The sequence below is a fragment of the Kitasatospora sp. NPDC022785 genome (genome assembly GCF_055561295.1).
This window is the reverse complement of sequence record NZ_JBVHHB010000004.1, coordinates 446,693-459,685: the sequence shown is the minus strand read 5'-3', so window position 1 is coordinate 459,685 and position 12,993 is coordinate 446,693. Positions and strand designations below refer to the sequence as shown.

10 protein-coding genes are annotated in these 12,993 nt (G+C 72.2%); 6 read left to right on the top strand and 4 right to left on the bottom strand.

All coding sequences use genetic code 11. From position 1 onward, the window contains the following. Window positions 1-28: 28 nt before the first annotated feature. Window positions 29-1,615 (bottom strand): chitinase, encoded by a 1,587-nt coding sequence (locus ACZ3YO_RS09800; RefSeq protein WP_465567088.1) that lies wholly within the window; start codon window positions 1,613-1,615, stop codon window positions 29-31. A 405-nt stretch (window positions 1,616-2,020) separates the two neighbouring features. Between ACZ3YO_RS09800 and ACZ3YO_RS09795 the strand changes: the two genes are divergently transcribed. The 4 genes from ACZ3YO_RS09795 to ACZ3YO_RS09780 all read left to right on the top strand — a co-directional run bounded on the left by ACZ3YO_RS09795 (window position 2,021) and on the right by ACZ3YO_RS09780 (window position 7,549). Then, window positions 2,021-2,815: an isoprenyl transferase gene (locus ACZ3YO_RS09795; RefSeq protein WP_209417189.1), complete on the top strand. Its 795-nt coding sequence runs from the start codon at window positions 2,021-2,023 to the stop codon at window positions 2,813-2,815. A 289-nt stretch (window positions 2,816-3,104) separates the two neighbouring features. After that, window positions 3,105-4,439, top strand: coding sequence for a PhoH family protein (locus tag ACZ3YO_RS09790; protein ID WP_465567084.1), 1,335 nt, complete (start codon window positions 3,105-3,107; stop codon window positions 4,437-4,439). A 447-nt stretch (window positions 4,440-4,886) separates the two neighbouring features. After that, the gene (locus ACZ3YO_RS09785; RefSeq protein ID WP_465546039.1) at window positions 4,887-5,627 is read left to right on the top strand and encodes an aggregation-promoting factor C-terminal-like domain-containing protein; all 741 of its coding nucleotides are present in this window, start codon (window positions 4,887-4,889) and stop codon (window positions 5,625-5,627) included. Between the two features lie 476 nt (window positions 5,628-6,103). Then, window positions 6,104-7,549: an AI-2E family transporter gene (locus ACZ3YO_RS09780; RefSeq protein WP_465567080.1), complete on the top strand. Its 1,446-nt coding sequence runs from the start codon at window positions 6,104-6,106 to the stop codon at window positions 7,547-7,549. Between the two features lie 219 nt (window positions 7,550-7,768). Here ACZ3YO_RS09780 and ACZ3YO_RS09775 read toward each other — a convergent pair whose 3' ends face one another. Both ACZ3YO_RS09775 and ACZ3YO_RS09770 read right to left on the bottom strand, forming a co-directional pair. After that, a complete protein-coding gene (locus ACZ3YO_RS09775; protein WP_396320620.1) occupies window positions 7,769-8,311 on the bottom strand; it encodes an alkyl hydroperoxide reductase in 543 nt (180 codons plus the stop codon). A 5-nt stretch (window positions 8,312-8,316) separates the two neighbouring features. Next, the gene (locus ACZ3YO_RS09770; RefSeq protein WP_148643114.1) at window positions 8,317-8,868 is read right to left on the bottom strand and encodes a peroxiredoxin; all 552 of its coding nucleotides are present in this window, start codon (window positions 8,866-8,868) and stop codon (window positions 8,317-8,319) included. Window positions 8,869-9,059: 191 nt separating this feature from the next. On the opposite strand from ACZ3YO_RS09770, the gene ACZ3YO_RS09765 reads away from it, so the two are divergent. Then, entirely contained in the window at window positions 9,060-10,010 is a 951-nt protein-coding gene (locus ACZ3YO_RS09765; RefSeq protein ID WP_465567076.1) for a LysR substrate-binding domain-containing protein, read from the top strand. 9 nt (window positions 10,011-10,019) lie between these two features. Here ACZ3YO_RS09765 and ACZ3YO_RS09760 read toward each other — a convergent pair whose 3' ends face one another. Then, window positions 10,020-10,646 (bottom strand): TetR/AcrR family transcriptional regulator, encoded by a 627-nt coding sequence (locus tag ACZ3YO_RS09760; RefSeq protein WP_465567073.1) that lies wholly within the window; start codon window positions 10,644-10,646, stop codon window positions 10,020-10,022. Between the two features lie 156 nt (window positions 10,647-10,802). Here ACZ3YO_RS09760 and ACZ3YO_RS09755 point away from each other — a divergent pair, with 156 nt between their 5' ends. Beyond that, a complete protein-coding gene (locus tag ACZ3YO_RS09755) occupies window positions 10,803-12,989 on the top strand; it encodes an MMPL family transporter (RefSeq protein ID WP_465567070.1) in 2,187 nt (728 codons plus the stop codon). The last annotated feature ends 4 nt before the right edge of the window (window positions 12,990-12,993 follow it).

Below are 12,993 nucleotides of genomic sequence, written 5' to 3'. Positions count from 1 at the left end.
TGGGTCCGTCAGCGACGGACCCCGCCGGTTACGGCATCTGGTGGACGAACGGGCCGACCGCGTTGGAGAACGCGTTCCCGTTGTTGGCGTCCCAGTTGGTGGACCAGGTCATCGCGCCGCGGATGGTGGGCCACTTGGCCGGCGGGACGAAGCTGCCGCAGTTCTTGCCGGTGGCCAGGCAGTCCAGCGCGTTGTTCACCACGGTCGGCGAGACGTAGCCGCCGCCCGCCGCCTTGCTGGAGGCCGGGACGCCGATGCCGACCTGGTCGGGCCGCAGACCGCCCTGGATGTGGGTGCAGACCTGCGAGGTGATGAAGTCGATCGTGCCCTGGTTGTAGACCTTGCCGTCGCAGCCGTTCATGCCGCCCGAGTTGTAGAACTGGGTGTTGACGACGGTCAGGATGTCCTTGGTGTTGAGCGCCAGCTGGAAGTAGGCGCCGGCGGTGCTGTACATCCCGATGGTCTCCGGGGCCATCGTCAGGATGAAGTCCGGGCCGACCTTGGCCTGCAGGCTGTGCAGCGCGTTGGCGAGGTAGGTCGCGTTGACGCCGTTCTCCAGGTCGACGTCGATGCCGTCGAAGCCGTAGTCCTTGATGATCCCGTAGGCGCTGTCCACGAACGCGGCCGCGGCGGTGGCGTCGTTGACGGTGATCGCGCCGTTCTGGCCGCCGATGGAGAGGATGACCTTCTTGCCGGCCGCCCGCTTGGCGTTCACGTCGGCGCGGAACTGCGCGTCGGTGTAGCCGCCGAGGGCCTTGGAGAGCGCCGGGTCGAGGGTGAAGCTGATCGCGCCGGCCTTGGTGGGCACGGCGTCGGCGAAGGAGACCGCGATGATGTCGTACGCGCTCTGGACGTCGCCGAGCTTCTGGACGGTCGCGCCGTTGTCGAAGTTGTGCCAGTAGCCGGTGACCACATGCTTGGGCAGACCGGTGGCCGGCGGCGGGGTGCTGGTCGCGGTGGCCGTGGGGGTGGGCGTCGCGGTCTGGGTCGGGGTGGCGGTCGCCGTGGGGGTGGCGGTCGCGGTCGCCGAGGCGGTGGCGGTCGCGGTGGGCGTCGCAGTCGGGCTCGGGGTGGAGGTGCCGCCCGGGCCGTTCAGCACGACGTCGTCCGCGAGGTAGGCGCTCTGGCCGTACCAGCCGTGCACGTACAGCGTGATGCTGGTGACGTTGGCACCGGTGGTGAAGGTGGAGGAGAGCTGGTTCCAGCTGTTCTGGTTGGACCAGCTGCTCGGGTCGGTGCCGCCGGTGCCGCGCGCACCGAGGTAGACGTACGGGCCCTGGACCCAGGCGCTCAGGCTGTAGCCGGTGTTGGGCAGCACGCTGACGGTCTGGGTGCACTCGGCGGTGTCCGCGGCGCCCGGAGTGGCCTGGAGCGCGCCGGTGCCGGAGTGGACCGGGGTGGAGACGGTGGTCGCGGCGCCGGTGCACGACCAGCCGCTCAGCGAGCCGGAGTCGAAGCCGCCGTTGGCGACCAGGTTCCCGGCGGCCGCGCTGGCGCCGCCGGCGAAGAGGGCCAGGCCGCTGCCGGCCAGGGCGAGGGCGGTGGCGCCGGCGGCGAGGGCCGGAAGGGTGCTGCGCCGGCGCTTGTGCGCGGGCTGGTTCAGCGTACGGGCCATGGAGGTGTGCTCCTGGGGGAGGAGCGGCCGCCGCGGTGGGGGGCGCGGCGGCCGCGTGTGGGGGAGGGGAGGTCCGCAGTACTGCCTCGGGTGGGGCGGGGATTCGGTGCCTGTTCCGCCCTGGGTCAAAAGCTGGACTAGACCATTGCTGGTCGTCAAGCATCGATCGTCGGCTTACGGATTCCTTAAGGAATCGGATACCGTTCCGTAGCCGTCGCCCCGGCGGCTGTGCGGTGTGCCGGTGGGCGCCTTCCGGCCACCCCCGCCACACCGGTCGCAACAGACTCCGCACAGGACCGTGACCGGACCGCTACCTGCGGCTTTACCCACCGCGTCCGCGCGGGAGTAGGCTGCGCCGGGGGTTGTGACGTACCCCGGTGAAGAGTTACGGAGGGGCCGAAAGCCATGGGTCTGCGCGATGTCGTCGAACGCACGCCGGGTCTGCGCACCCTGCTGGACGGTATGTACGGCCTCTACGGGCGCCGGGTCGAGGTCCACCTCGCCCGCACCCCGCACCACATCGGCGTGATCCTCGACGGCAACCGCCGCTGGGCCAAGGCGACCGGCGGCTCCACCGCCTACGGCCACCAGCGCGGCGCCGACAAGATCAGCGAGTTCCTCGGCTGGTGCGACGAGACGCACGTCAAGGTCGTCACGCTCTGGATGCTCTCCACCGACAACCTCTCCCGGCCCGCCGACGAACTGGTCCCGCTGCTCGGCATCATCGAGGACGCCGTCACCGGCCTGGCCGCCGCCCGCCGCTGGAAGGTCAACCCGGTCGGCGCGCTGGACCTGCTGCCCCAGCACACCGCGGACGTGCTCAAGAGGGCCGCCGAGGAGACCGCCGGGATCGAGGGGATCACCGTCAACGTGGCGGTCGGCTACGGCGGCCGGCACGAGATCGCCGACGCCGTCCGCTCGCTGCTCCAGGAGCACGCCGGGCGCGGCACCTCGATCGAGGAGCTGGCCGAGATCCTCGACGTCGAGCACATCGCCGAGCACCTCTACACCAAGGGCCAGCCCGACCCGGACCTCGTCATCCGCACCTCGGGCGAGCAGCGGCTGTCGGGCTTCCTGCTCTGGCAGAGCGCGCACAGCGAGTTCTACTTCTGCGAGGCGTACTGGCCGGCCTTCCGCAAGGTCGACTTCCTGCGGGCGCTGCGCGCGTACGAGGAACGGCACCGGCGGATGGGGCTCTGACCCTGCGGGACTCCCGGGGGGAGTCGCGGGCGGGGCGCCGCCGGGCCGAGCTGCGGGGCGCCGTGGGGAGTCACCGGACCGAGCCGCGGGCGACCGCCCCGTAGGAGCTGGCCTACCCGGGCCCGGGGCGAGGCCAAACGTTCACCGGCAATGATCCGTCAGTTCGCCGGGGACGCGAATGCACCGCCCCTCGCCTGGGAATACTCCCGTCAGACCGGCCCCGAGGCCACCGGGGCAGCGGGGGCCGGCTTGCCGCGGATGACGCAGGGTCATCCGCCCTGGAGGCCTAGTGGTCAGTTCCAAGAGCCGCCGGACACCAGACCGGCGCACGTACGTTCTCGACACCAGCGTGCTCCTGGCGGACCCGCTCGCCATGACCCGCTTCGAGGAGCACGAGGTCGTCCTGCCGGTGGTCGTGGTCACCGAGCTGGAGGCCAAGCGGCACCACCCGGAGCTGGGCTACTTCGCCCGCCAGGCGCTGCGACTGCTCGACGACTACCGGATCCGCTTCGGCCGGCTCGACGAGCCGATCCCGGTCGGCGAGCTCGGCGGCACCATCCGGGTCGAGCTCAACCACTCCGACCTGTCGATACTGCCGGTCGGCTACCGGGCCGGCGGCGGCGAGGCGGACGCCCGGATCCTGGCGGTCGCCCGCAACCTGCAGGCCGAGGGGTACGACGTCACCGTCGTCTCCAAGGACCTCCCGCTGCGGATCAAGGCCAGTTCGGTCGGCCTGCTCGCCGAGGAGTACCGGGCCGAGCTGGCGGTCACCTCGGGGTGGACGGGCATGTCCGAGCTGCACGTCCCGGCCGACGACGTGGACGCGCTGTTCGCGGCCGGCCATGACGCCGCGGTGGACATCGAGGGGGCCGCCGAGCTGCCCGTCCACACCGGACTGATGCTCAGCTCCGAGCGCGGCCGCGCGTTGGGCCGGGTGACCGGCGACGGCAGGGTCCGGCTGGTGCGCGGGGAGCGCGAGGCGTTCGGCCTGCGCGGGCGCAGCGCCGAGCAGCGGGTCGCGCTGGACCTCCTGCTCGATCCGGAGGTGGGCATCGTCTCGATGGGCGGCCGGGCCGGCACCGGCAAGTCCGCGCTCGCCCTCTGTGCCGGGCTGGAGGCGGTGCTGGAGCGGAGGCAGCATCGCAAGGTGATGGTCTTCCGGCCGCTGTACGCGGTCGGCGGCCAGGAGCTCGGCTATCTGCCGGGCTCCGAGTCGGAGAAGATGAGCCCCTGGGCGCAGGCGGTCTTCGACACCCTCTCCGCCGTCACCACCCCGGACGTGATCGAGGAGGTCATCTCCCGGGGCATGCTGGAGGTCCTGCCGCTGACCCACATCCGCGGGCGTTCGCTGCACGACGCCTTCGTGATCGTGGACGAGGCGCAGTCGCTGGAGCGCAACGTCCTGCTGACGGTGCTGTCCCGGATCGGCCAGGGCTCGCGGGTGGTGCTCACCCACGACGTGGCGCAGCGGGACAACCTCCGGGTCGGCCGGTACGACGGTGTGGTGGCGGTGGTGGAGAAGCTGAAGGGGCATCCGCTGTTCGCGCACATCACGCTCACGCGTTCCGAGCGTTCGCCGATCGCGGCGCTGGTCACGGAGATGCTGGAGGACATCCACCCGTGATCCCCCTCGCAGGGTCATAGTCGGACAATACGGTCAATTCCGGGCGTGGGGCCCGCTCCTGATGGGGCGGGCCCCCGCCCCTTTCATCACATCGAGTGCTTTCTGTCCGGAGAACTCCGGTGCGGTGAATGTGAGATGCGCCACGCAACAGGGAATTGCGTCGACAGTGCCCGGTGCGGCATGGTGAGGGTTCTGTCAGGCCCCGCGTACGGCATGACAGGGCTTCCGGGCAACCGGTGGCCCCGTCCGGACGGTCCGCCAACTCCGGTGGGTGGACGCACAATTGAACACCGATGAGTCGTACGCCGCCCGATCTCAACGCCTGGTCGCCTCACGTCGGCCGGCGCCGGGTCAGTACCTCCCGTGACCATCACCGTACGGAGGGCAGTGCCAAGGGGCATGTTGCGTCCGCACGGTCACGCGTGGGCGATGCTGGAAGGAAACCATGTGACTCGGATCTCGGTCCGGGGAGTTGCTGTGGCCTCCGCCACCGCCGTCACCGCTGTCGGTGCCGTCGTGGGTATGGCCTCGGGCAGCGAGGGCAAGACGACGCAGACGGTCGATGTCGCCGGCGCGACCCTGCTTGCCGAAGTCCCCTCTGGCGCCCAGGCGCAGACCATCAGCGACAACATCGGCACCCAGGCCTCCGCCCAGCAGGCCGCTGCCGACGCCGCCGCCAAGGCCGCTGCGGAGCAGAAGGCCGCCGAGGAAGCCGCGCGCCAGAAGGCCGCCGCCGACGCCCAGGCCAAGGCCGACGCGCAGGCCAAGGCCGACGCGGACAAGGCCGCCAAGGCGGCCGAGGAGAAGCGGAAGGCCGACGAGGCCGCCGCCAACCGCTCCAAGGCCCGCTCGGCGATGGCCGCCACCGACACGTCGGCTCCGCCGGTCTCGGTCAGCCCCGGTTCGGTCCAGGCGCTCGCCCAGCAGATCGTCGGCAGTGACGCGCAGTTCCAGTGCTTCAGCCAGATCGTGAAGCGCGAGAGCGGCTGGGACTACACCGCCACCAACAAGAGCTCCGGCGCCTACGGCCTCGTCCAGGCGCTGCCCGGCTCCAAGATGTCCTCGGCGGGCGCCGACTGGCGCACCAACCCGGCGACGCAGATCAAGTGGGGCCTGGACTACATGAACAGCCGCTACGGCAGCCCCTGTGGCGCCTGGTCGTTCTGGCAGTCGCACCACTGGTACTAAGAAGAGCCGGTACCGAAACCGCTGTCCGACGCAGCCCCCGACCGCTCGACTCGCGGCCGGGGGCTGCGTCGCGTTCCCATGCCGGCCGGACCGGCCCGGGGGGCGGGCCGCGCCGCCCGGGCTGCGCTGACCAGTGCGCTCGCGGGCGGTGCGGTCCTGGGTGCGGACGCGGGGCGCGGGAAGGGGTCCTGGTTGCTTCCTGCACCTGCCGGTCCGCTGACGGATGGCTCCGGTTCTCGTCCGGAGTCCTCCCCGCTGCCCGGCGCCTGAAACACCCCGGATTAGGAGGTTTTGTCCTGGTATGGCGCCGAGGTACGCGGCCCGTCCGGCCGTTCGCCCCGGTACCGATCGCGGCCAACCCACCCGCCCGCCGGACTCGCCGGGCACCGGGCGGGTAGTTTCATTCCTGACGGCCGTGGCGGTACACGGCGTACCGCCGGGCACGGCGGCCCAGCGGGGGAGCGGTGGTAGCGAGAATGGCGCGGGGCGGGAAGGCCTTCAAGGCCATGGCCAAGGGCGCGGCCGTGGTGGCGAGCGCGGTCGCCGTGATCGAACGGCGCCGGCGTGCCGCGATCGCGGCCGACTTCCACGAGCCGCCGGTCGAGGTGGTGCCGCTGCCGGCACCGGCCGCGGTTCCGGCCGCTCGGCCGGCACCCCGCGAGGAGGCCGCGCCCTCGGCCCAGGCCGCCCCCGCGGCGCCGGCCGCACCCACCCCCGCACCGGTGCCCACCCACGGCGCGTTCGGGCGCGAACTCCACCCCGGACGTCCCGCCACTCCCGCCGAGGCCGTGCCGTGGGGCTTGCGGGTGGCCGCCGAGTCGACCTGGCGGCTGCTGCTGCTCGGCGCCGCGCTCTACGTCGTCTTCATGGTCGTCGACATGCTGCGGCTGGTCGCGTTCGCCGCTCTGGCCTCGCTGCTGATCTCCGCGCTGCTGGAGCCCAGCGTCTCCTGGCTGCGCCGGCACGGCGTACCGCGCTCGCTGGCCGCCGGCGGCGTGTTCATGAGCGGCCTGGCCGGGATCGGGCTGGTCGGCTGGTTCGTGGTCTGGCAGGTGACCACCAACCTGTCCGACGTGACCAGCAAGGTCCAGGACGGTGTCGCCACCCTCCGGGACTGGCTGATCACCGGTCCGCTGCACCTGACCGAGCAGCAGATCAAGGACTTCGCCGACCAGATCACCAAGGCGATCAGCACCAACACCGATCAGATCACCTCGGTCGGCCTCACCGGCGCGCAGATCGCGGTCGAGGTGCTCACCACCGTCCTGCTCGCCTTCTTCACCACCTTCTTCCTCCTCTACGACGGCGAGCGGATCTGGAGCTGGGCGCTGCGCGGTCTGCCCCGGCACTCCCGCTACGCGATGGCCGGCGCCGGACCGAAGGCCTGGGCGACCCTCACCGCGTACGTCCGGGGCACCGTCTGCGTGGCCTTCATCGACGCGGTCTGCATCGGCATCGGCATCCAGCTGCTCGGCGTGCCGATGGCGCTGCCGCTCGCGGTGATCATCTTCCTGGGGGCCTTCGTCCCGCTGGTCGGCGCGCTGGTCACCGGGACGGTCGCGGTGCTGATCGCGCTGGTCACCACCTCGCCGTGGACCGCGCTGATGGTGCTGGTGGTGCTGGTCGCCGTCCAGCAGCTCGAGGGCCACATCCTCCAGCCGCTCATCCTCGGCCGGGCCGTCCGCGTCCACCCGCTGGGCGTGGTCCTCGGCGTGGCCGCCGGCTCGATCATCGGCGGCATCGGCGGCGCCATCGTGGCCGTCCCGCTGATCGCGGTCACCAACACCGTGGTCACCCACCTGCGCCGCCGCAACGAGGCCGGCCAGGCCGTCTTCACCGCTCTCGAAGCCGCCCGCGAAGCCGCCGTCGCCCGGGCGGGCCACCCGGAGGCGCCGGCCCAGGCCGCCGCCGGCAAGCCCTAGCGGAAGGTGCCGGCGGTGAAGAGGCCGGCGAAGGGCGGCGCGACGACGGCGCCCACCAGCGCCGCCTGACCGGCCGGGGAGGCCTTCACGGCCCGGGCCCAGCGGCGGGCGGGCACGCCCGTCCGCCGGTCGGCGCCGGTGCGGTTCCGGCGCGAAACGCCGACGGGCCCCCGCCGGACGGTCGGTCCGGCAGGGGCCCGCTGGGTGCGGCGTTGGCCGTCAGACGGTGACGGCGGCCAGGGCGGCCTCGGAGTCGAGGACGCCGGCGACGGCCTGGAGGACGGCGGCGATCTTGATCGAGGTCTGGATGACCTCGCGCTCGACGCCGGCCTTGCGGAGCACGGCCTCGTGCGAGTCGAGGCACTGGCCGCAGCCGTTGATGGCGGAGACCGCGAAGCACCAGAGCTCGAAGTCGATCTTCTCGACGCCCGGAGTGCCGATGATGTTCATCCGCAGGCCGGCCCGCATGCTGCTGTACTCCTTGTCGGAGAGCAGGTGCGTGGTCCGGTAGTAGACGTTGTTCATCCCCATGATCGCGGCCGCGCCCTTGGCGGCGTTGTACGCCTCCGGGGAGAGGTTGGCCTTGGCCTCGGGCTCCAGCTCGCGCAGCACGGCGGCGCTGCGGGTGGCCATCGCGCAGGAGAGCACGGTGCCCCAGAGCTGCTGGGCGGGGAGGTCGGAGTTGCCGATGACCGCGCTCAGGTTGAGCTTGAGGTCCTTGGCGTAGTCCGGGAGGGCGGACTTCAGGTCGTCGAGAGCCATGATGGTCAGCCCGCCAGCAGGGCCTGGGCGTCGAGGGTGTCCTCGCCCTTGGTCCAGTTGCACGGGCACAGCTCGTCGGTCTGCAGGGCGTCGAGCACCCGCAGGACCTCCTTGGGGTTACGGCCGACGGAGCCGGCGGTCACCATGACGAACTGGATCTCGTTGTTCGGGTCGACGATGAACACCGCGCGCTGGGCGGTGCCGTCGGCGGCCTCGACGCCGCAGGCGCGCATCAGGTCGTGCTTGACGTCGGCCAGCATCGGGAACGGCAGGTCGCGCAGGTCCTTGTGGTCCTTGCGCCAGGCGTGGTGCACGAACTCGGAGTCGCCGGAGACGCCGAGGATCTGGGCGTCGCGGTCGGCGAACTCCTCGTTCAGCTTGCCGAACGCGGCGATCTCGGTCGGGCAGACGAAGGTGAAGTCCATCGGCCAGAAGAAGACGATCTTCCACTTGCCCTCGTAGGACTTGTGGTTGATCTCGGCGAAGGCGTTCGCGGCGTCCAGGTCGACGCAGGCGTTGAGTTCGAACTCGGGGAACTTGTCACCGATCGTGAGCACGTTCGCTTCTCCTGAAGTGAGACTGAGGGGAGTTTGTCCGGATTGCGGACACGTCCCACGATTCCACATCGTGGACTGATCAGGGAAATAGCTAGACTCGATGTGTCTGATCGGAGAGACCTATCAATACCCCCATGCCTCCCTCTCGCCCCACGAACCGCAGGCCCGCCGCCCGCAAACCCGAGACGCCTGTGGCAAGCGCCACAGTCCGCAGCCCCCGGCCGCCGACGGTCGCCCAGCTCAGGGCTTTCGTCGCGGTGGCCGAGCACAGGCACTTCCGGGAGGCGGCGGCGGCCAGCGGGACCAGTCAGCCCGCCCTGTCGGGTGCGGTCGCGGCGCTGGAGGAGTCGTTGGGCGCGCAGCTGGTCGAGCGTACGACGCGGAAGGTGATTATCACCCCGCTGGGGGAGCGCGTGCTCGACCATGCGCGCCGGGTGCTCGCCTCCGTGCAGGCGCTCACCGAGGAGGTCGAGGCCGCCCGCCGGCCGTTCACCGGGCCGCTGCACCTGGGCGTCATCCCGACCGTCGCCCCGTACCTGCTGCCCGACGTACTGCGGCTGGTCCGCGACCGGTATCCGGATCTGGAGCTGCACGTCCACGAGGAGCGCACGCCCTCGCTGCTGGAGGGGCTGGCCGGCGGGCGGCTCGACGTCCTGCTGCTCGCGCTGCCGGCCGGCGGGGGCTCGCCGACCCGGGACATCCCGCTGTTCGACGAGGACTTCGTCCTGGTCACCGCGCCCGACCACCCGCTCGCCGGGCGGACCGGCGTCCCGCGGGACGTGCTGCTCGACCTGGACGTGCTGCTGCTGGAGGAGGGCCACTGCCTGCGTGACCAGGCCCTCGACATCTGCCGCGAGGTCGGCGCCGACGCGGGCGGCTCCACCACCCGGGCGGCCGGCCTCTCCACCCTGGTCCAGCTGGTCGCCGGGGGTCTCGGCGTCACCCTGCTGCCCGCCACCGCGCTGGACGTCGAGGCGGGCCGCACCGACCGGCTGGCCGCCGTCCGCTTCGCCGCGCCCGCGCCCGGCCGCCGGATCGGGCTCGCCACCCGGCCGGGCTCGGCCCGCAGCGCCGAGTACGACCGGTTCGCCGCCTCGCTGCGCGAGGTGCTGGCGGAGCTGCCGGTCCGCATCGTCGAGTAGCCGGCGGCGTCAGCCGGTCCGGGCCGGCGCGCCCAGGCAGAGGCCGACCGTACCGGCGACCAGCAGGTCCAGGGCCCGCAGCGCCTCCTCGTCGGGCTCCGCGTGGTCGGGCCGGAAGACCAGATGGCGGCCGCACAGGCCGTCGAAGCCCGCCAGGAACTGGATGGCGATGTCGTGCGCGGGCAGGGCCAGCGTCAGGCCGTGCGCATCGGCGAGGGCGGTGAGCATGTCCGCCGCGATCCGCTCGGTCTCGGCCTGGAGTCCGCGGATGATCTCCCTCAGCTCCGGGTCGCGCATCGCCAGCGTCTCGACCTCGGCCAGCAGGATGCACCGGCCCGGTTCGGCGACGGTGCTGGTCCAGAGCGCGTGCACCAGCGTCCGCACCTGTTCCCCGAACGGTCCGCCGCCCGGGGAGGCGGCGTGCACCTGGTCGATGAAGTCGGCCATCAGCTGCTCGACCACGGCCCGGTAGAGGTCCTTCTTGGTGCCGAAGGTGTAGTGCACCGTCGCCTGCGCGACGCCCAGCTCGGCCGCGATGGCCCGGGTGCTGCCGGCGGCGACGCCCTCGCGGGTCATGAGGTCGATCGCGGCCCGGATCAGCTGCGGGCGTCGTTCGGAGGCGGGGACATGGGCCATTGAGCCAGGGTATCGCCATGGTCAAGCAACCTGGTCGGCCGAATTGGTCGCTCGCTCCTGTCGGTCGACTTTGTCAGGTGAACAACTTGCGCGTACCGTGGGCCGGGACCTGTTCAGGCACCTGCCTGCCCGACCGATCAGACCGAGGGGTCACCCATGGCCACATACCTCTACCGACTGGGCCGCTACTGCTTCCGGCGAAGGCGGGCCGTGCTGGCCGTCTGGATCGCGGTGCTGATCGCGGTCGGCGGAGCCGCCGGGGCGTTCGCCGGCAAGACCAGCGACGAGTTCAAGGTGCCGGGCACCGAGGCGCAGAGCACCCTGGACCGGATCAAGGACACCTTCCCCGCGCAGGGCCACGGCTCCGCTCAGGTGGTGTTCGCGGCCCCCGGCCCCGGCGGCGTCGCCGCACCGGAGGCGGCCAAGGCCGTCACCGAGGCGGTCGGCCGGATCGCCACCGCCCCCGGTGTCTCCGCCGCGCCCGACCCCTACGCCACCGGAGCGGTCTCACCGGACGGCAAGGTCGCGATCGCGCTGGTCTCCTTCGACCGCAAGCTCGGCGACATCACCGAGCAGCAGCGCGACGCGGTGAAGGCGGCCGCCGAACCGGCCCGCGCGGCCGGGCTGACGGTGGCCTTCGGCGGCGACGCGTACAACAAGATGGCGCAGGTCGACGGCGGCGAGGCGGTCGGGCTCGCGGTGGCCGGGGTGGTGCTGGTGATCACCCTGGGCTCGCTGGTCGCCGCCGGGCTGCCGCTGCTGACCGCCCTGGTCGGCATCGGCGTGGCGATGGCCGGGCTGCTGGCGCTCTCCGGCTCGTTCGAGATCATCAGCACCGCGCCGGTGCTGGCGCTGATGGTCGGCCTGGCCGTCGGAATCGACTACGCGCTGTTCATCCTCTCCCGCCACCGCCGCCACCTCGCCGAGGGGCTGGAGCCGGGCGAGGCCGCCGCCCGCGCCAACGCGACGGCCGGCAGCGCGGTGGTCTTCGCCGGCCTGACCGTGGTGGTCGCCCTGGCCGGGCTCGCCGTCGCCGACGTGCCGTTCCTGACCGTGATGGGCCTGGCCGCCTCGGGCGCCGTCGTGGTGGCGGTGCTCGTCGCGGTCACCCTGCTGCCCGCACTGCTCGGCTTCGCCGGCCGCGCCATCGACCGGCTGCCGGTCCGGCGACGGGCGCCCAAGCCCTCCGACCGGCCGACCCTGGGCGAGCGCTGGGCGACCTTCGTGGTGCGCCGCCCGCTGGCCGTGCTGCTCGCCGGCCTGACCGCACTGATCGCCCTCGCGGTGCCCGCGGCGAGCCTCAGCCTGGGACTGCCCGGCGGCGGCTCGCAGGCCGCCGGCACCGACGCCCGCAAGGCGTACGACCTGATCAGCGGCGGCTTCGGCCCCGGCTTCAACGCGCCGCTGGTGGTGGTCGTCGACGCGAAGGGCGCCGAGCGGCCGGAGCAGGCGGTGCAGGGTGTGGCGGAGAGGCTGTCCGCGCTGAAGGGCGTGCAGACGCTGCTGCCCCCGGCCGTCGACCAGCCCAGCCGGACGACGCTGCTGACCGTCATCCCGCAGACCGGCCCGGACCACGCCGACACCGAGCGGCTGGTCAACGAGATCCGCGACCAGCGCGACGGACTGCAGGCTGCGACCGGCGCGCGGATCGACGTCACCGGCACCACGGCCGCCAACATCGACGTCTCCGCCAAGCTCGGCGACGCGCTGCCGCCGTTCGTCGCGGTGATCGTCGGCATCGCGGTGGTGCTGCTGGCGCTGGCCTTCCGCTCGATCCTGGTGCCGCTGAAGGCCGTGGCCGGCTTCCTGCTCAGCATCACCGCCTCGCTCGGCGCCGTGGTCGCCGTCTACCAGTGGGGCTGGCTGGACGGGGTGATCGACGTGCCCAAGGTCGGCCCGGTGGTGAGCTTCGTGCCGATCCTGCTGATCGGGGTGCTGTTCGGGCTGGCGATGGACTACGAGCTCTTCCTGGTCTCCGGGATGAAGGAGCACCACGCGCACGGCATGGCGCCGCGGGACGCGGTGGTCGCCGGGGTGAAGAACGGCGCGCGGGTGGTCACGGCGGCGGCGCTGATCATGGTGTCGGTGTTCGGCAGCTTCGTCTTCGGCCACGACCCGATCGTGCAGCCCATCGGCTTCGCGCTGGCGGTGGGCGTACTGGTCGACGCCTTCGTGGTGCGGATGGCGCTGGTGCCTGCCGCGATGGCGCTGTTCGGCCGGGCGGCCTGGTGGTTCCCGAAGAGCCTGGAGAAGGTGGTGCCGCGGGTGGACATGGAGGGCGAGCAGCTGATGGCCCGGCTGTCGGAGCCCGCCGACCCCACGAAGGTGCCCGAGCGGGTCTGACCCC

Coding starts and splice junctions, on each gene's coding strand:
- ACZ3YO_RS09800 (WP_465567088.1), bottom strand. CDS start 1,615: ATGGCCCGTACGCTGAACCAGCCCGCGCACAAGCGCCGGCGCAGCACC.
- ACZ3YO_RS09795 (WP_209417189.1), top strand. CDS start 2,021: ATGGGTCTGCGCGATGTCGTCGAACGCACGCCGGGTCTGCGCACCCTG.
- ACZ3YO_RS09780 (WP_465567080.1), top strand. CDS start 6,104: ATGGCGCGGGGCGGGAAGGCCTTCAAGGCCATGGCCAAGGGCGCGGCC.
- ACZ3YO_RS09775 (WP_396320620.1), bottom strand. CDS start 8,311: ATGGCTCTCGACGACCTGAAGTCCGCCCTCCCGGACTACGCCAAGGAC.
- ACZ3YO_RS09760 (WP_465567073.1), bottom strand. CDS start 10,646: ATGGCCCATGTCCCCGCCTCCGAACGACGCCCGCAGCTGATCCGGGCC.
- ACZ3YO_RS09755 (WP_465567070.1), top strand. CDS start 10,803: ATGGCCACATACCTCTACCGACTGGGCCGCTACTGCTTCCGGCGAAGG.